At 47.7% G+C, this 19,410-nt stretch carries 15 protein-coding genes, 1 tRNA gene and 1 other annotated feature; all 16 genes read right to left on the bottom strand.

Annotated elements, in window-relative coordinates:
• Positions 1–14 precede the first annotated feature (14 nt).
• The 16 genes from hemA to ACTRXG_RS03135 all read right to left on the bottom strand — a co-directional run bounded on the left by hemA (position 15) and on the right by ACTRXG_RS03135 (position 19,388).
• The gene (hemA, locus tag ACTRXG_RS03210) at positions 15–1,415 is read right to left on the bottom strand and encodes a glutamyl-tRNA reductase (RefSeq protein WP_474284018.1); all 1,401 of its coding nucleotides are present in this window, start codon (positions 1,413–1,415) and stop codon (positions 15–17) included.
• 210 nt (positions 1,416–1,625) lie between these two features.
• On the bottom strand, positions 1,626–2,207 hold the full coding sequence (gene yihA, locus ACTRXG_RS03205; RefSeq protein ID WP_322526498.1) for a ribosome biogenesis GTP-binding protein YihA/YsxC: 582 nt from the start codon (positions 2,205–2,207) through the stop codon (positions 1,626–1,628).
• The gene (lon, locus tag ACTRXG_RS03200) at positions 2,194–4,527 is read right to left on the bottom strand and encodes an endopeptidase La (protein ID WP_474261942.1); all 2,334 of its coding nucleotides are present in this window, start codon (positions 4,525–4,527) and stop codon (positions 2,194–2,196) included. Before lon ends, yihA begins: the two co-directional genes overlap by 14 nt.
• Positions 4,528–4,759: 232 nt before the next feature.
• Positions 4,760–6,034 carry an ATP-dependent protease ATP-binding subunit ClpX gene (clpX, locus tag ACTRXG_RS03195; RefSeq protein ID WP_022793156.1) on the bottom strand — a complete coding sequence of 425 codons (1,275 nt, stop codon included), beginning with the start codon at positions 6,032–6,034 and terminating at the stop codon, positions 4,760–4,762.
• Positions 6,035–6,361: 327 nt separating this feature from the next.
• On the bottom strand, positions 6,362–7,699 hold the full coding sequence (tig, locus tag ACTRXG_RS03190; RefSeq protein WP_474284017.1) for a trigger factor: 1,338 nt from the start codon (positions 7,697–7,699) through the stop codon (positions 6,362–6,364).
• 144 nt (positions 7,700–7,843) lie between these two features.
• Entirely contained in the window at positions 7,844–8,863 is a 1,020-nt protein-coding gene (locus tag ACTRXG_RS03185) for a tetratricopeptide repeat protein (protein WP_474284016.1), read from the bottom strand.
• Positions 8,864–9,012: 149 nt separating this feature from the next.
• Positions 9,013–9,603: a 3-isopropylmalate dehydratase small subunit gene (gene leuD, locus ACTRXG_RS03180; protein WP_462865561.1), complete on the bottom strand. Its 591-nt coding sequence runs from the start codon at positions 9,601–9,603 to the stop codon at positions 9,013–9,015.
• Between the two features lie 12 nt (positions 9,604–9,615).
• Positions 9,616–11,031, bottom strand: a complete 1,416-nt coding sequence (gene leuC / locus ACTRXG_RS03175; protein WP_474261939.1) for a 3-isopropylmalate dehydratase large subunit — start codon at positions 11,029–11,031, stop codon at positions 9,616–9,618.
• 17 nt (positions 11,032–11,048) lie between these two features.
• Positions 11,049–12,137, bottom strand: coding sequence for a 3-isopropylmalate dehydrogenase (gene leuB / locus ACTRXG_RS03170; protein WP_474284015.1), 1,089 nt, complete (start codon positions 12,135–12,137; stop codon positions 11,049–11,051).
• A 37-nt stretch (positions 12,138–12,174) separates the two neighbouring features.
• Positions 12,175–13,728 (bottom strand): 2-isopropylmalate synthase, encoded by a 1,554-nt coding sequence (locus ACTRXG_RS03165; RefSeq protein ID WP_322526505.1) that lies wholly within the window; start codon positions 13,726–13,728, stop codon positions 12,175–12,177.
• A 4-nt stretch (positions 13,729–13,732) separates the two neighbouring features.
• Entirely contained in the window at positions 13,733–14,737 is a 1,005-nt protein-coding gene (gene ilvC / locus ACTRXG_RS03160; RefSeq protein ID WP_474261936.1) for a ketol-acid reductoisomerase, read from the bottom strand.
• 30 nt (positions 14,738–14,767) lie between these two features.
• Positions 14,768–15,286: an acetolactate synthase small subunit gene (gene ilvN, locus ACTRXG_RS03155; protein ID WP_322526507.1), complete on the bottom strand. Its 519-nt coding sequence runs from the start codon at positions 15,284–15,286 to the stop codon at positions 14,768–14,770.
• A complete protein-coding gene (ilvB, locus tag ACTRXG_RS03150; RefSeq protein ID WP_474261935.1) occupies positions 15,283–17,010 on the bottom strand; it encodes an acetolactate synthase large subunit in 1,728 nt (575 codons plus the stop codon). The genes ilvN and ilvB overlap by 4 nt, the downstream gene beginning before the upstream one ends.
• A 129-nt stretch (positions 17,011–17,139) precedes the next feature.
• Positions 17,140–17,392 (bottom strand) — a binding site (T-box leader).
• 37 nt (positions 17,393–17,429) lie between these two features.
• Positions 17,430–18,335 carry a branched-chain-amino-acid transaminase gene (gene ilvE / locus ACTRXG_RS03145; RefSeq protein WP_474262072.1) on the bottom strand — a complete coding sequence of 302 codons (906 nt, stop codon included), beginning with the start codon at positions 18,333–18,335 and terminating at the stop codon, positions 17,430–17,432.
• 373 nt (positions 18,336–18,708) lie between these two features.
• Positions 18,709–18,785, bottom strand: a tRNA-Arg gene (locus tag ACTRXG_RS03140).
• 72 nt (positions 18,786–18,857) lie between these two features.
• Positions 18,858–19,388 (bottom strand): metallophosphoesterase family protein, encoded by a 531-nt coding sequence (locus tag ACTRXG_RS03135; protein ID WP_474279957.1) that lies wholly within the window; start codon positions 19,386–19,388, stop codon positions 18,858–18,860.
• Between the last annotated feature and the right edge of the window lie 22 nt (positions 19,389–19,410).

Genomic DNA, 19,410 nt, shown 5'->3' with positions numbered 1-19,410 from the left:
CTGACGCCCCTCTCTTAGGAACGAACAGCGACATCTGTCGCGTAAGCATATGGAGGGCGGAACCCGCGTGATTCTCTGGAGGCATTCCATTCCTCTTCCGCCTCTTCCTTGCGTATTTGGCGCTCCTCTGCTGCTCTTGCTTCTTCTACTTCCTCTTCAAGAGCAAAGATTTCGGTAAACAGCTGCAGCATTTCTTCTGCATCGTTGTTATCAGCCATTTCTTTAGCTTTCGTTATCGGATCCTTGATCATTTGATTGATAATGCTTTTTGTGTGCTTACGCAGCACTTTCTTTTCCCGTTCGGTCAGCTCCGGAAGCTTCCGTTCCACACTATCCATGGTATCTGCCTGAATAGCCAGAGCTTTTGTCCGAAGAGCTGAAATCACCGGTACCACTCCAAGAGTATGCACCCAGTCCTTGAAATCCGAGACTTCAGCATGGATCATTCTCTCCATCAGTGCTGCAGCTTTTTTGCGTTCTTCCATATTGGAATTCACAATATCCTGCAGATCATCAATGTCATACAAAAAAACGTTATCGAGCTGATTCAATGCTGGGTCCAAATCTCTTGGAACCGCAATATCAACCATAAACAGCGGTTTGCCTTTTCTTTTTTTGCTGGCAGAAGCCACCTGCTCCTTACTCAGCACATATGAATCCGAACCCGTGGAAGAAATTAAAACATCTGCCTGCCAAAGCGCATCAGTCAGCTCCTCCATTGGTTTTGCTTCGCCGTTAAACTGCGTGGCAATCTGTTCTGCTTTTTCATACGTGCGGTTAAACACTGTCACTTCGGCAGCACCGCCGGAGTGCAGATGCTTAGCTGTCAATTCGCTCATTTTTCCGGCACCCAAAACAAGCACCCGCTTGTTTTTGAACGAGCCGACGACTTTTTTACCAAGCTCAACAGCTGCATAGCTGACTGATACAGGATTGTCGTTAATTTCTGTTTCGTGATGGGCCCGTTTGGAATACGTGACTGCACGTTTAAACAGTTCATTAAATATCGTGCCGGTCGTTTCATTCTCATGCGCTGTAGCAAGGGCATTTTTCACCTGGCCCAGTATTTGTGTTTCACCAATCACCATGGAATCAAGACCGCTTGCAACCTGAAACAAATGCTGCACCGCTGCATCATTTTCGCGTATATTTAAAAATGGGCCAAAGTCTTCCTGTGGCATTTCGAACCAGCGGCCCAGAAATTTTTTCACAAAATGTCTTCCTGTATGCAGCTGGTCGACGACTGCATACACCTCTGTCCGGTTACAAGTAGATACGATGACGCATTCCAGGATGCTTTTCATGTCACGAAGCTCCTGCAGTGCCTGAGGAAGTGTATCCTCCTGAAAAGCCAATCGCTCTCTCGTTTCAACTGGAGTTGTTTTATAGTCTAATCCAGCGACAATAATATGCATGTTCGTATCTTCACCCCCTGCGTCATCAGTACCATGTTTAATGCAACCACCAAATGTTCAACTCTATTTATACGTTCCACTCTTCACACAACCCATTGTATCACACAACTATTTGTCTTTTGGCATTAATTTGTGAACAACGGCTGACAGTTTTTCTTCTGTATCTTTCTTTTACTCACCGTTCCAATGTATATCTTCCACATATCATTTTCAAATAAACTGCTCAATGGCCCGCCACGCTTCATCTTTACCCTGGGCGGTTTCTGCAGAAAACACGACCGTCTGGTCCTCCGGCTTCAGCTTAAGTGTTTCTTTAACACGCTTTAAATGGCGCGGACGTTTATTTTTCGTAATTTTGTCCGCTTTTGTTGCAATAATAACTACCGGCAGCTCATGAAATTTCAAATAATCGTACATGGCTATATCATCTTTTGTCGGCTCGTGGCGAAAATCGATAATCATAAAAGCAGCTTTCAGCACCTCTCTGCTTTTGAGATACTCCTCCATCATTTCGCCCCAGGCTGCCCGTTCGCTTTTTGATACTTTCGCATATCCGTAGCCGGGAACGTCTACAAACAAAAAGCGGTCTTCGATATTATAAAAGTTGAGCGTACGTGTTTTGCCGGGCTTTGAAGAGGTCCGGGCCAGATTTTTTCTCGCTAACAGGGAATTAATAAACGAAGACTTCCCAACGTTGGACCTTCCGGCCAGAGCTATTTCCGGAAGTCCTCCTTCAGGGTATTGCTTAGGGCTGACCGCGCTTATAACCAGCTCCGATTTATGAACTTTCATTTTTCTCCTCCAATGCTTCTTTTAACACTTCATCGAGATGCTTCACCGTGATAAATGTAATATCTTTTTTGATGCTCTCCGGTATATCTTCTAAATCTTTTTCATTATCGGCGGGGATTAGAATCGTCGTCAGTCCAGCCCGGTGGGCGCTCATTGATTTTTCCTTCAGTCCGCCGATCGGAAGCACTCTGCCGCGCAGAGTAATTTCGCCGGTCATCCCTACTTCCTTTTTCACTTTCCGGCCGGACAATGCGGACACCAGGGCTGTTGCAATCGTAATACCGGCAGAAGGTCCGTCTTTGGGAGTGGCCCCTTCCGGAACGTGAATATGAATATCCCATTTTTCCTGAAAGTCCGGATCGACGCCCCACTCATCCGCTTTGGAACGAATATAACTGAATGCTGCCTGCGCGGATTCCTTCATGACGTCGCCGAGTTTTCCGGTTAACTGCAGCTGTCCGTTTCCTTTTGCGAGAGACACTTCAATAGATAAAGTCGTTCCACCGGCAGCTGTATAGGCAAGACCGGTAGCCGCTCCCACCTGGTCTACCTCTTCTGCACGTCCGTAGCGGTACCGCGGACGCCCAAGCAGTTCTTCGATTTTCGCCGGCGTTACTACTACTTTTTTGTTTTCTCCCATCACAATCAGCTTTGCTGCTTTCCGGCACACCGCTGCAATTTCTCTCTCGAGTCCACGGACTCCTGCTTCTCTTGTATACTCGCGTATGAGTTTCAAAAGAGCTCCCTGGCGGAACTGGATGCTTCCTTTGGTTAAGCCATTTTCTTTAATCTGCTTTTCCACAAGATGATTTTTGGCAATGCCTTCTTTTTCAATTTCGGTGTAACCGGCAATGCGGATGACCTCCATCCGGTCGAGCAGCGGCTCAGGGATCGTGTTCATATTGTTTGCCGTGGTAATAAACATCGTTTTGGAAAGATCATAAGGCTCTTCCACATAATGATCTTCAAATGTATTATTTTGTTCCGGGTCAAGCACCTCAAGCATTGCTGAAGACGGGTCTCCCCGGAAATCACTGGCCATTTTGTCGATTTCATCAAGCAGAAATACCGGATTGATGGTCCCGGCTTTTTTCATTCCCTGAATAATACGTCCGGGCATAGCACCGACATAGGTTTTGCGATGCCCGCGAATTTCTGCTTCATCCCGGATGCCTCCAAGACTCATTCTGGTGAAATTACGGTCGAGCGAACGAGCAATGGAACGTGCCAGGGAGGTCTTCCCAACACCCGGCGGCCCTGTCAGACATAGAATCGGGCCTTTCACTGATTCTGTCAGCTGCTGCACGGCTAAATGCTCAAGCACCCGGTCCTTCACTTTTTCGAGTCCGTAATGATCTTCATCGAGAACCCGCTGGGCACGCTTAATATCGAGCTGGTCTTCTGTTTCCTCATACCACGGTATATCCACAAGCCATTCGATATATGTTCGGATAACGGAAGTCTCTGCAGAAGCCCCTGGCATCTTTTCATAGCGGCGGAGCTCCCGCTCAGCTTTTTCCTGAACCTGTTCGGGCATTTTTGCCTGCTGAATTTTTTCTCTGAGTTCATCGACTTCACTTTCTTTTCCGTCCGTCTCTCCGAGTTCTTTTTGGATCGCCCGCATTTGTTCGCGCAGGTAGTATTCACGCTGCGTTTTTTCCATTGATTTTTTCACGCGCTGCCCAATTTGATTTTCAAGACCTAATACTTCCTGTTCTTTCTGCAGAATATCGATAATTTTACGCAGACGCTCCGAGGCGGTGAATTGTTCGAGCAGCTCCTGCTTCTCTGCCACCTTCAACGGCAGATGAGAGCTGATCATATCAGCGAGCCGGTCGGCCCCTGCAATGTCCTGCACCGATTGGATCGTTTCACTGGAAATGCGCTTAGAAGCAGTCGCATACTGTTCAAAAGCTTCCAGCGCCTTTCTCATTAACGCCTGTTCCTCAGCCGAATCTGCGTTCTCTTCCGTAGGCAGTACTTCCATTTCCACTTCAAAAAAAGCGTCCTTATCGATAAATTCTTTTATCTCTGCGCGCTCCAGACCCTCCACAAGTACACGGATGGTTCCGTTTGGAAGCTTAAGCATCTGCTTAATTTTTGCCACCGTACCGACATGGTACACATCAGCTTCGCCCGGATTATCTACTGATAAATCTTTCTGTGTTACAAGCAGAATCCGGCTGTCTTTCGCATTCGCCTGCTCAAGGGCTTCCACCGATTTATCCCTACCCACATCCAAATGGAGCACCATCGACGGGAACACCAGCAGCCCGCGAAGTGGCAGCATCGGTATGGAGATCGTTGTTGTATTTGGCATTCGCTAACACCTCTATTGTCAAATTATGTTCGTTTGCTGTGCAGTGATGCGGTTGTTACGTACTAAAGGTATACTATTTATTTTATCCTATTTATAAAATTACTGTCTATGAAACATTACTCATTGACAGGAAGTCGTCTATAAATGCTATGTATAAATAATCAGAACCCCCGCACCATACGGATGCGGGGGTTTCTGTATAAGGTCCCTTTTCATTCAGGCGAAAAACCGTTTATGCACTTTCTTTTGGTTTGTACTGTTTTAACGTTACTTCTTTGCCATCTTTTGTTTTCAGAAGAGGCGACCCATCACTATCTACGCTTTCTGCTGTAATAGTGCAGGAAACAATTTCTTCTTTAGAAGGCAGATCATACATTACATCAAGCATAATTCCTTCGATGATGGAACGCAGACCACGTGCTCCGGTCTTCCGTTCAATTGCTTTCCGCGAAATCGCACGCAGCGCGTCTTCGGTGAATTCAAGCTCAACTTCATCCATTTCGAGCAGTTTCTGATACTGCTTGACGAGCGCGTTTTTCGGCTGGGTCAGGATCTCAATCAATGCTTCCTCGTCTAATTGCGACAGGCTGGAAATAACAGGGATCCGGCCGATAAATTCAGGAATAAGACCATAGCGCAGCAGGTCTTCCGGAAGAATACGGCTCATGTATTCATCGTGGCCCATTTCAGCATTTTCAGACTCTGCTCCAAAACCGATAATTTTACGGCCAAGGCGTTCTTTTACAATCTGTTCGATGCCATCAAACGCACCACCGCAGATGAAGAGCACATTGCTCGTATCGATCTGGATAAATTCCTGATGAGGATGCTTTCTGCCTCCCTGCGGAGGAACACTGGCTGTGGTGCCTTCCAGAATTTTCAGAAGCGCCTGCTGAACCCCTTCCCCGGATACGTCACGGGTGATGGAAGGGTTTTCCGACTTACGGGCTACTTTATCGATTTCATCGATGTAAATAATCCCTTTTTCTGCTTTTTCTGTATCATAATCAGCTGCCTGGATCAGCTTCAGCAGAATGTTTTCCACATCTTCACCCACATACCCTGCTTCTGTTAAGGAAGTTGCGTCTGCGATCGCAAACGGAACGTTCAAAATACGGGCCAGCGTCTGCGCTAATAGCGTTTTTCCGCTCCCGGTCGGGCCTAAGAGTGCTATATTACTTTTAGCCAGTTCCACGTCGTCGGTTTTCTTTGTGGAATTCACACGTTTGTAGTGGTTATAGACAGCTACAGAGAGCGATTTTTTTGCTCTTTCCTGGCCGATGACATAATCATCGAGTGTTTCATTGATTTCGTACGGCTTCGGAATTTCTTCGAATTCCACTTCTTCTTCTGAACCTAATTCTTCTTCCACGATCTCCGTGCACAGTTCGATACATTCGTCACAAATGTATACACCGGGCCCGGCGACCAGTTTACGAACCTGATCCTGAGTTTTTCCACAGAAGGAACATTTCAATTGTCCTTTTTCTTCATTGAATTTAATCAACTGGTTCACCCCTCACCTAAATATGAAACAATTAAAGCAGTGTCATGTATACAATCAATCCGTATGATTAAGCCCTTCGATGACTTTTCTCAACGCGGCATATTCTCTGCTCTGTCTAAACACAATTATTAATTCTTCGTTTACTATATAGGAAGTTTTTAAATAACACAATTATTGCGCTTGAGTTGAATTGTATCATACTTTCCTATGGAAATCGAAACAATACCCTTTAGTCAGAGCGGCCGGAACATGCTGATTTTTGACCGTTTCAGGCGGAAAAATCCTGAAGGCATACTTCACCCTCAGGATTTTTGCAGCATTTCTGCTTTATTCGTTTTCTGCTTCTTCAGCTTCCGGTTCTTCTTTCTTCGGTACAGTTTTGCTGTGCTCAACCAGATAATCGATAGCACGCTGCAGACGAAGATCCTGCTTCAGCATATCCACGCCGCCCTGCATTTCGATAAGGCTGCGAATTTCTTCTTTATCGCGCTGATACATATCAGCCATTTTTTGAAGTTCGTTTTCCACATCTTCTTCACTTGCTTCGAGGTTTTCCTGCTCAGCTACAGCTTCAAGAGTCAGATTCATCCGTACGCGCTTTTCAGCTTCCGGCTGGAACTGCTCTTTCATTCCTTCTTCGTCCGTACCAGTAACCTGCTGGTACATTTCAAGAGTCATTCCCTGGGACTGGAGGCGCTGGCTGAATTCCTGAAGCATGCGGTCAGATTCTGTATTGATCATTGCCTGTGGAATTTCTGCAGAAGCTTTCTCTGCTGCTGCTTCAACTACAGCATCGCGCTCGTGATGTTCTTTTTCATGCTCACGGTCGTGTTCGAGCTGATGGCGTACTGCCTGTTTAAGCTCGTCGAGCGTTTCTGCTTCATGCTCTTCTACGTCTTTCGCAAATTCATCGTCGAGCTCTGGAAGCTCTTTACGCTTGATTTCGTGAAGTTTAACATGAAAGACAGCTTCCTGCCCGGCAAGATTTTCAGCATGGTACTCTTCCGGGAAAGTAACTGTAATATCTTTTTCTGTGCCCGGCTGCATCCCTACAACCTGCTCTTCAAATCCTGGAATGAAGGAATTAGAGCCGATTTCAAGCGAATGGTTTTCCGCACTGCCGCCTTCAAAGGCTTCACCGTCGACAAAACCTTCGAAGTCGAGTACAGCGGTATCTCCGTCCTGCACTTCGCCCTCTTCCACTACGGCAAGATCTGCGTATTTGCTTTGAAGATTTTCAAGCTCCTGGTTTACTTCTTCTTCTGATACAGAAGTATCGAACTCTTCTACTTCCAGCCCTTTAATTTCGCCGAGTTCTACTTCCGGCTTTACAGTTACTGTAGCAGTGAATTTCAGGTCTTTGCCTTTTTCCACTTCTTCCACATCGATTTCCGGGCGGTCCACTGGCTCAATACCCGCTTCATCAACTGCTTCGGCATAAACATCCGGAAGCAGGATGTCGAGGGCATCCTGGTATAGAGACTCTACTCCAAAACGGCTTTCGAAAAGCTTCCGTGGTACTTTCCCTTTACGAAATCCTGGAATAGATACATCGTTTTTCACTTTATCAAATGCTTGATCCAGAGCTTTGTCAAACCGTTCCGATTCTACGTCTACGGTTAAGACTCCCTGGTTTCCTTCTTTCTTTTCCCAACTGGCATTCATTCAAATTCCCTCCAAATAACTAGGTTCTACCGTGTAAACAACTACCCTATTATAACATAACACTAAACCATTTCAATGAATGATTCATTTTCCGCTAAACTTACTCCCACAAGGGATTAAACATCACTTTCAAATAGGGGCTTTTCAGATTTCCTGAATGAACCCCTGGATTCTTTCGTATTCCTGCTGCATCGATTTAAAGCTTGGTTCAGCTACTCCGTAAAAACTCCTGATAGTCTGTTCGTCCGGGAGCGGCTCAAACTGCCGGAACGTCTCATAATGCAGCACTGCTGCAAGCACTTCAATCTGAACCGAAGGAGGAAAGGGATAGTAATACAATAGCAGCTGCTGCAGCAGCTCTTTCGCGTGCTGCAGAAGTACTGGATCCTTGTCCCCGAGTGAACGGTCGAGCAGAAACGAGGACTCTTTATATGAGCTGCTTTCTTCTAAAGCCGGAAGCGTTGACGGAGCGAACTCCCCTTTCCTGCCCAGCTTCTGTACCCAGACGGCGTCTTCGACCCGCCAGTCCTTCAGAAGCAGAAGAAGGAAGCTTTTCATTAATGGCGATGTCTCCGGACGGCCCAACAGTTCTCTTATTGCAGGCATCCATTTTTCCGGCCCTTCTTTTCGAAGTACATTTAACACATGAAGCTTCTGGTCCTCCGTCCCCATTTGAAGCACCATTTCCCATTCCACCGGAAGCGAGGAGTGTACCTCAGGCGTTGTATCATATTCTTCCGTTTCTGCTTCCATCTGAGTCATGCCGTCGGCCAGGGCATATAATTCCTGGAACTGTTCTCTCAGATGGGCAGGCACTTCTTTTGTATTCTGCACTTCATCCAGCGTTTCAATTACCTGGTCGTACCTGCCAAGCTGGGCTAACACCGGTACGTATACGTGCAGAATTTCGATGAAGTCACTGGTGTTGTCTTTAAGCAGTTCTTCTGCCCACCCCGCTGCTTCCTGCAGCTGTCCTGCTTCCGCATAAGCTAAAAGAAGACCGTAGGAGGCGTCCGGGTTATCACTCTCATGAAGCAGTGCCTGGCGAAAAACATGTACAGCCTGCTCTTTTTCCCCGGACTTCAGCTGTTCGAGTCCCTGCTTAACCAATTGCCCGGCTGTTCCGGGGAAAGAAACAACCTTCTGATTCAGCCTTTTATCCATCTGAAGCCTCCTTCTTTGCAAATCCGCTATCCAGTAGATCGTAAACCTTTTGTATGGGCAGACCAAATAGTATATGTATGTATGAATAACCGCGTTCATTAGAGCTTAATGTAAAAATGAAGACGGCCGCTGTGGGCCGCCTTCCCCCGTTAAACTTTGACCCGTTTTTCATAAGCTTCAATATCTTCTTCATATTGAAGCGTAATACTAATTTCATCCCATCCGTTTAACAGCATTTCCTTCCAATAGGGATCTATCTCAAATGTTGCCTGAAAATCGGCATCCTTATCAAAGATTTGCTGATCCTGTAAATCTACTGTCAAGTGGTATTCTTTATCATTCCCATTCTGCATCAGTTCATAAACCTGATCTTCGGGCAGCCTTACCGGCAGTATCCCGTTTTTGACGCAGTTATTGTAAAAAATATCTGAATAACTGGGAGCAATAATAACGCGAAACCCATAGTCCTGCAGAGCCCACGGGGCGTGTTCCCTCGAAGAGCCCGAGCCAAAATTATGATCGGCAATCAAAATTGAGGCATTGGCTGCTGACGGGTAGTTCAGCTCAAACGAAGGGTCTTCTTCTCCATCTGACTTGAAGCGCCAGTCGAAAAATAAAAACTGGCCGAACCCGGTACGTTCTACGCGTTTCAGAAACTGCTTCGGAATAATCTGGTCCGTGTCCACGTTTGCCCGTTCAAGTACTGCCGTGTTTCCTTCGTGCACTGTGAGTGCTTCCATGCTGCCACCTCCTTATGAAGAAATCGTTTGATCTAATTTTCGTACATCCACAAAGTGTCCATAAATAGCAGCCCCTGCTGCCATAGCCGGACTGACCAGGTGGGTTCTTGCACCTTTTCCCTGTCTGCCTTCAAAATTTCTGTTGGACGTGGAGGCACAGCGCTCTCCCTCCGGCACAAAATCAGGGTTCATACCAAGGCACATGCTGCACCCGGAGTCTCTCCACTCAAATCCAGCTTCCTTAAATACCTGATCGAGTCCTTCTTCCTCTGCCTGCATTTTCACCTGCTGGGATCCGGGCACTACCATCGCGCGGATACCGTCGGCTACTTTGTTACCGCGGATAATTTTAGCAGCCTCACGAAGATCTCCGATACGTGCGTTGGTACAGGAACCAAGAAACACATGCTGCACATGAATATCTGTAATTTTCGTCCCCGGCTCCAAAGCCATGTAGTCAAGCGATGTTTTGATCACTTTTTTCTCCGTGGCACTTTTTCCATCTTCCGGGTAAGGAACCGTACCGTGAATACCTACACCCTGGGACGGGTTGGTTCCCCAGGTCACCATCGGTTCAATTTCATCTGCAGGGATCACTACGCGCTCGTCGTATTCAGCTCCTTCATCTGTAGCAAGCTGACGCCACTGCTCCACTTTCTCCTCAAATTCTGCACCTTCCGGCACGAACCGGCGGCCCTTCAAGTAATCGAACGTCACCTGATCCGGGCTGATCAGGCCAGCACGAGCCCCGGCTTCGATGGACATGTTACAGATCGTCATCCGCTCTTCCATCGTCAGACCGCGAATTGCCTCACCGGTATATTCCAAAACATAACCGCTGCCAAAATCAACACCGAATTTAGCGATGATCGACAAAATAATGTCCTTCGCTGTGACCCCGGTGCCCAGTCTCCCGTCCACGTGGACCTCCATCGTTTTAGGAGGAGACTGCCAAAGTGTCTGAGTGGCAAGCACATGCTCCACTTCACTTGTGCCGATACCAAAGGCAAGGGCTCCAAAAGCTCCGTGGGTCGACGTATGGCTGTCGCCGCACACGATCGTTTTCCCTGGCTGGGTCAGTCCGAGCTCTGGACCGATAATGTGGACGATGCCATTGTTCGGGCTGTGAATGTCAGCAAGCTCCACCCCAAATTCCTTACAGTTGTCAAACAGCGTATCGATCTGTTTTTTTGAAATGGCATCCGTAATAGACTCCCGGTTCAGCGTCGGTACGTTATGGTCCATAGTCGCAAAGGTCAGGTCCGGACGCCTCACCGGACGCCCGCTCAGCCGAAGGCCTTCAAATGCCTGCGGGGACGTGACTTCGTGGACCATATGAAGATCAACATACATTAAATTCGGTTTGCCCGCTTCGGCACGAACAGCATGTTCGTTCCAAATTTTATCGATGATTGTTCTCGGCTTCATGGAACTTCCTCCTTTTATTATTTTCCTGCCAGCCGTGCAATATGACTGCACACGGCTTTTGTGACTTCTTCCGTTGAGGCAGCAGATGTTTTACCTCTGCTTAAGTCTGCCGGAAGCAGACCTTCTAAGAGGACCTGTTCAATAGCTTCCTCCACTACATCCGATTCCCGCTGAAGTCCAAAGGAATACTTCAGCATCATTGCACTCGAAGCAATCGTAGCCAGAGGATTCGCTGTTCCCTGTCCGGCGATGTCAGGAGCCGAGCCATGGACCGGCTCATATAAAGCGGGCTTTTCACTGCCCATGCTCGCAGACGGAAGCATGCCGAGTGAACCTGTCAGCATCGACGCTTCGTCGCTTAAAATATCCCCGAACATGTTTTCCGTGACGATGACGTCCAGCTTTTTCGGATCATACATAATCTGCATGGCCGCGTTATCCACTAGCATATGCTCAAGCTCCACATCCGGATAGTCTTTAGCTGTTTCTTCAGCCGTTTCCCGCCAAAGGCGGCTTGATTCAAGAACGTTTGCTTTGTCGACTGATATTACTTTTTGCGTGCGTAAACGGGCAATTTCAAAGGCCTGCTGAACAATTCTCCGGATTTCTGATTTTTTATAAACCAATGTGTCCACCGCTGCTTCTTCGCCGTCGATAGTCCGGCGTTCTCTCGGCTCCCCGAAATAAAGTCCTCCGGTCAATTCCCGGACAATCATTACATCGACTCCGTCGACCACTTCTTCACGCAGGGGTGAACTGTGCAGCAAACTTTTGAAACTGCGGACCGGGCGCAGATTGGCAAACAGTCCTAACTCTTTCCGGATACGGAGCAGTCCTTTTTCCGGACGTTTTTCTCCCGGAAGGTGGTCCCACGCCGGGCCACCAACTGCACCGAGCAGAATGGCATCGCTTCTTTTACAAATATCGAGCGTGTGGGCAGGGAGTGGATCATCGTAATCATCCACTGCTCCTCCGCCAATATCTGCATATTCAAATGTGAATGAATGGTTAAACGATGTTTCAATCTGCTTCAGCACCTGTGCTGCTGCCTCTACTACTTCCCGTCCGATACCGTCACCGGGCAGGATCGCAATCTTTTTTTCCATTTCGATCTCTCCCTTGTCCGCTGCTTCAGTAATTATTTTATGGCGTGGATATATTTGCTACTTTAGGCTGATTTTCTGCACGACGCTGGTTTAACACCCGGTTCACAGCGTTAATATACGCTTTTGCGGAAGCTTCAAGTACGTCGTTATCTGTGCCGCGTCCACTGGATTCCGTTTCTTCAAATGCCAGCCGTACAAATACTTCTGCCAAAGCGTCCCGGCCGCCGGTCGTGGACTGGATACGGTAATCCTGGAGCGTAAAGCCTTCCCCTACAATTTTTTCAAGCGTGTTGTAAAGGGCCTCCACGCTGCCCGAGCCAGTACCTGCGTGTTCGATACGCTCTCCTGCCTGATCCAGCACCGTAACTGTGGCTGTCGGTATATTTGAGGTGCCGTACGTCACCTGCAGTGTCTCAAGAGAATAATATTTCATTGCATCGCCGGCTTTTTCATCGGCCATCAAAGCAAAAATATCTTCATTTGTAATTTCTTTTTTCTTATCTGCAAGCTCTTTGAATGATTTAAATACTTTGTTGATCTCTTCTTCGGTTGCATTGTAGCCGAGTGAAATAATCTTTTCTTTAAAGGCGTGACGTCCAGAAAGTTTGCCGAGCACCATCCGGTTCGCTTCTACACCGACGAGCTCAGGCGTAATAATTTCATACGTGGATGTTTCTTTCAGCACGCCATCCTGATGAATCCCTGATTCATGGGCAAATGCGTTGTCGCCTACAACGGCTTTATTGTTTGGAACCTGCATCCCCATCAGTGAACTGACAAGGCTGCTTGTCCGTTTAATTTCGTTCAGTGTAATATTGGTGGATTTACCGTAAAAATCATTCCGGATATGAAGAGCTACAGCAATTTCTTCCAACGAAGCATTGCCTGCACGTTCCCCGACCGCATTAATCGTGCATTCCACCTGTTCGGCGCCGCCTTCTACAGCAGCCAGCGAATTAGCAGTAGCCATGCCGAGATCGTCATGACAGTGCGCAGACAGTACAGCTTTATCTGCGTTCGGCACTTCGCTTTTAATATAGCGGAACATGCTGCGAATCTCCTCCGGCATAATAAATCCGACCGTGTCCGGCAGATTTACTACGTCTGCTCCGGCATCAATGACTGCTTCGACAACTTCTGCCAGGAACGGAAGCTCAGTCCGGCAGGCATCCTCTGCAGAAAACTGGACTTTGGCAAAACGCTCTTTTGCATAGCGTACTGCGTTAACCGCTGTCTCAATCACCTCTGCCTGGGTCATATGAAGCTTATGCTCACGGTGGATGGGGGAGGTGGCCAAAAATACGTGGATTCTTGGCTCTGCTCCTCCTTTTAACGCTTCCCAGCAGGCATCGATATCAGAAGTCAGCGCCCGGGACAACCCGGTTACTGAACTGTTTTTGACAGTATCCGCAATTTCCTTCACAGAACGAAGATCGCCTTTAGAAGCGGCTGGAAATCCCGCTTCAATAATATCAACACCCAGACGTTCGAGCTGTTTCGCAATTTGAAGCTTTTCTTCAAAGTTCAGGTTGACGCCCGGCGTCTGCTCTCCATCTCGAAGCGTCGTATCGAAAACGTTAATGTTTTTCACAGCATTACACTCCCTTGGAATTTGGGTTAACAAACGGCATCATTTCGCGGAGTTCGCGGCCTACCTGCTCAACGAGGTGATTTCTTTCACGGGCGTTGGTAGCGTTGAACTCTGGGCGGTTCGCCTGATTTTCCGCGATCCATCCTTTGGCAAAACGGCCAGTTTGAATATCAGTCAGGATGCCTTTCATCGCCTGTTTAGTATCTTCTGTTACGATGCGTGGACCAGCCTGAAAATCTCCCCACTGAGCGGTATCTGAAATGGAATAGCGCATGCCTTCAAGGCCGCCTTCATACATTAAATCAACGATCAGTTTCAGCTCGTGCAGACACTCAAAGTAGGCAATTTCCGGCTGATACCCGGCTTCAACAAGCGTTTCGAATCCGGCTTTAACAAGCGCGGACGTTCCGCCGCAAAGAACAGCCTGCTCTCCGAAAAGGTCAGTTTCTGTTTCTTCCTGGAACGATGTTTCCAAAATTCCGGCACGTCCCGCACCGATTTGTTTTGCATAAGCAAGCGCAGAGTCTGTGGCGTTTCCACTTGCGTCCTGGTACACAGCATACAGAGCAGGCACTCCGGCTCCCTGTTCAAATGTCCGGCGCACGATATGTCCCGGCCCTTTCGGCGCTACCATGAACACGTCCACATCTTCCGGCGGCTGGATCTGGCTGAAATGAATATTGAAACCATGCGCAAACGCGATCGCTTTTCCAGCTTTAAGCTCCGGCTTGATTTCTTCTGTGTAAATCGTCGGCTGATACTCATCCGGAAGCAGGATCATGATAACGTCTGCTTTCGCTGACGCTTCTTTTACCGAATATACTTCAAATCCATCTTCCGACGCCTTGTCCCACGACTTTCCTTGACGGAGCCCAATGATAACGTGAACGCCGCTTTCCCGGAGGTTTTGTGCGTGAGCGTGCCCCTGTGAGCCATACCCTACGATTGCTACTGTTTTCTCCTGGAGTGCTGCCTCATTTACATCGTTGTTATAAAATACCTTTGCCATTGCTGGAACCTCTCCTTTTATGAATACTCATTAATTAATAATGGAATACCTGGTTTGATCACTGCTTTTTTTAGTAGCCCGTTGAAAGGCTGTCACACCCGTCCGGGCCATTTCTTTAATGCCGTAAGGCCTTAACAGGTCGATGAGCGCTTCCACTTTCGGGGTATCCCCGGTCACTTGAATCGTGACGCTTTCTCTTCCCACATCGATAACTGTGGCCCGGAACGGGGCAATTAAATCCGATATTTCTCCACGCTGGCCGGAAACTGTCATGACTTTAATCATCGCAAGTTCTCTGGCTACAATCGCTTCATCGGTAATATCACGGACTTTTAATACATCCACCTGCTTATTCAGCTGCTTGATGACCTGGTCTAGCCCCCGCTGGTCGCTCACATTTACTACAAATGTCATCCTGGACACTTCCGGGTTTTCCGTCATTCCAACCGTAATGCTTTCAATATTAAAATGACGGCGGGCAAACAGACCCGTAATGCGGTTCATCACTCCTGTTGTATTGTTTACTGTCGCTGTAATGGTCCGCCTCATGGTTTCACTCCTTCCATTTGATGGTGCCCCTGCCCGGGAGCGATCATCGGATACACGTTTTCTTCTTCGTGCACTCTGCAGTCGATAAGCACCGGGCCGTTGTAATTGAATGCTTCTTCAAGCACTCCCGCTACTTCATTTTCGTCGGTAATTTTATACCCTTTAATATCATACGCTTCCGCCATCTTCACGAAATCCGGCTGGATCGGAAACAGGGAGTTGGAATACCGTTCTTCATAGAAGAGCTGCTGCCACTGGCGGACCATACCGAGGGAAGCGTTGTTGACCAGAAGTACTTTCACCGGAAGGTTCAGCTCCTGCAGGATGGAAAGCTCCTGCATCGTCATTTGGAAGCCGGCGTCTCCCAGAATAGCTACCACCTGACGGTCCGGCTCGGCAAACTGGGCACCGATAGCGGCTGGAAAACCGAAGCCCATCGTTCCAAGACCGCCGCTTGTTACCCAGGCGTTCGGATGATCGAATTTGTAATACTGGGCTGCCCACATCTGATGCTGGCCGACGTCCGTGGTGATGATTGCTTCACCGTTTGTTTTTTCGTAAACAAGCTCTGTAAGCTTTTGCGGCTTAATATATTCAGAGCCTTCCTTGTACCAGAGCGGGAACTCCTGCTGCCATTCGTCCACTTTCATTCTCCAGCGCACGCTTTCGCCCGGCTTCGGGTTCACTTCATTTAACAGGCGCAATGCTTCTTTGGCGTCTCCTACTACCGGAATATGCGTCTCGATGATTTTACCGATTTCTGCCGGATCAACGTCAATATGGGCGACTGTTGCCTGCGGGGCAAAGTGCTCGAGATTGCCGGTGACACGGTCATCGAAGCGGGCACCTACATTGATAAGCAGGTCGGCTTCATGGAGAGCCATATTGGCTGCGTACGTTCCGTGCATCCCCGCCATGCCGAGTGCCAGCTCATGAGTGCCTGGAAAACCGCCAAGTCCAAGAAGTGTAGAAGCGACTGGGATCTGCTGCTGTTCAACAAATTCAAGCAGTTCCGGGGAAGCTCCGGCATGTAGAATGCCTGCTCCTGAAAGTATAACCGGGCGTTTGGCTTTCGATACTGCCTCAGCAAGCTTACGGATTTGAAGCTTGTTCGGCGTATACGTTGGCTGGTACCCGGGGAGATTCGGCTCGTCGTCGTAATGAAACATCCCGGAGGCAATGGATACGTCTTTAGGCAGATCGATTACGACTGGTCCCGGACGGCCGGTAGTAGCAATATGGAATGCTTCCCGGATAATTCTCGGAAGGTCTTCCACCGTTCGAGCCTGGAAATTATGCTTTGTGATCGGCATCGTAATGCCCAGGATGTCCGCTTCCTGGAAGGCGTCCGTACCAATCACTGATGTTGCCACCTGGCCGGTCACAACCACAAGAGGGAGAGAATCAATCATGGCGTCGGCAATGCCGGTTACCACATTTGTAGCTCCGGGTCCTGATGTTACTACACAAACACCGGGCTTCCCTGAAACTCTTGCGTACCCTTCTGCTGCATGAATGGCGCCCTGCTCATGACGGGAGAGGATATGCCGGATACCGGTACGGTAGATTTCATCGTACGTCGGAAGAATGGCTCCGCCGGGATAGCCAAAAATGGTATCTACATTTTCCCGGGCCAACGCCTGGATCAGCATGCTTGAGCCACTCATTTCCTGGTTTTCATCTTTCAATTCGCGCCCTTTTACTTCTCTCACTCTTGTGTTCATACTCGCTCCTCCTTTTATACTCAAATCACTTTTTTCTCCATGCCTGCTTCAATGCCGCCACCCTTAAAAAGGACCTCTCCGGATAATAAAAAACGCCCTTTCACCTCCAATAGACAGCTGCTGCTGCTCTAAAGGGGCGAAAAGACGTCTGCTTTTCACGGTACCACCCTTTTTTACAATAAGCTCGCACTTATTGCCTTAAGAACCGTTTTTCCGGTTCGGTTTGCCATAACGGAGGCCGTGTCGGCATCCGGCCTTCCTTACTCAGGTTCAGGAAAGCTCTCAAGGGGGAGTTCAATACGATTTCCTGCTGCTCTTTCAGCCACGGCAGCTCTCTGTGAAGGAAAATCTATTATTTACTGGTCCCTGTCGTCGATTTATCAATACTATTTAATTATATTGTACATCTAATCAGGCAATTAGCCAATCTCTATGCGGGAATTGTCTGAATAAACTTTTACTCCGTCTTCTACTACCTTTTGTCTGAACGCGCGCAAGAGCCGGTTCGTCTCTTCTCCCGGCTGGCCATCGCCGATTACTCTTCCATCTACCTTTACAACGGCGATGACTTCTGCAGCTGTCCCGGTCAGAAAAACTTCTTCTGCGGTGTAGACATCGTGCCTTGTAAACGCTTCTTCGCGCACATCATATCCCATATCCTCGGCCATTTCCAGAATCGCCTGCCGGGTGATACCCTCTAAAGCCCCGATGTACCCTGGGGGTGTCATCAGCACGCCGTTTCTAATAATAAAGATATTGTCTGCGGAGCCTTCCGCCACATAGCCCTGGTCGTTAAGCATTAAAGCTTCACTGACCCCTGCAAGGCTTGCTTCCATCTTCACCAGTATATTATTTAAATAATTTAATGATTTCACTTTCGGACTCAGCACATCCGGCCGGTTCCGCCGGGTAGCGACTGTCACAATCTCAAGACCGTGCTCGTAAAATTCTTTTGGATAGATTGCAAGCTCCTCTGCTATAACTATAATAGAAGGGTTCGCACACGATGCCGGATCCAGGCCAAGATTTCCTACACCTCTTGAAACAACAAGCCGGATATAAGCATCTTCAAGTTTATTTTTCTGCAGCGTCTGCCTGATAATTTCCGTCATATCTTCTTTTGATTGAGGGATATCAAGCATAATCGATTTCGCAGAGTGGTATAAACGCAAGAGGTGTTCATCCAGTTTGTAAATATTTCCGTTATATACGCGAATGCCTTCAAAAACACCGTCGCCGTATAAAAAACCATGATCATATACGGAGATTTTGGCATCTTCCTTTTTGACGAACTCTCCATCCAAAAATATCCATTGTTCCGCCACTGATATCACCTCTGCGTCCCTTCAATCTATCGTCTGCCTTCTTAATGCACAGGGTAACGTGTACACCCTCAAAAGGCAAATGTTCTTTCTCTGAATACATTTTTAACGTTTGACGTATATATTACGCCGAATACAGTTTATGGTCAACCATTTTGTATAAACTTTTTAGATAATTTGTACTTCTGCATCAGATATATGCTCTATTGTCCATGATCTCGAAATATAATCTGACACTTTTCTTTTCTAAAGCCCGAGAAAAAGTACCCTGAAGCGTTTTCTCCGGCTTCTTTTCCCGCTGCCGGAAATAAATAAAAAGAGACAGAAAAGGAGATCCCCTTCTGTCTCTGAACATATCATTAATTAAATTAGGAAATGGTGTCCCAGGCAGGACTCGAACCTGCGGCCTACAGCTTAGAAGGCTGTTGCTCTATCCAGCTGAGCTACTGGGACATCTGTTTTTTGCGACATTCATTATGTTAAAATATTTTTCCTTAAAAGTCAATAAAGGTTTCCGGAGGGATTTTATTCTCCCTCTGGAAACGGAAAGCTTTGCGAAAGTTCAAGAAGCTCGCTGCCTGACTCTCTTTCATAGAAATGAACGTTGATCGACTGGCCCTGGTTAGAGACATTTACGATAGCATATGTCTGTTCAGGACGCTCCTGTGGGAGAAGCAGGCTTCCTGGATTCACAAAAATCGTTCCATCCTCCTCAAACGCCCCAGCTATATGAGTATGCCCGGAACAAACCAGATCGGCATTGATCTGCTCAGCCTTGGAAAAGAGCGAAGCATAAGACGTTTTCACCTGGTACAAATGACCGTGGGTAAGGTACGTTTTAATATGGCCTACGTCCACTGTTAATTCATCAGGGAAGTTTCCCGGACTGTCTACATTGCCCTGGACGATATGCACATCGTTTAACAGTTTATTTTCAGGCGATGCTTCCGAATCTCCGCAATGCAATACAGCACTTACCTCACCCTGATGACGGTCAAGTACCTGCTTTAATACTTCTTCACTTCCATGATTGTCGCTTACCACTAAAATGTCCATTCGTTCTGCCTCCAGCTCTCTA

This window comes from Marinococcus sp. LNSP9103-4 (assembly GCF_056034345.1).
This window is presented reverse-complemented; position numbering and strand designations above follow the sequence as displayed.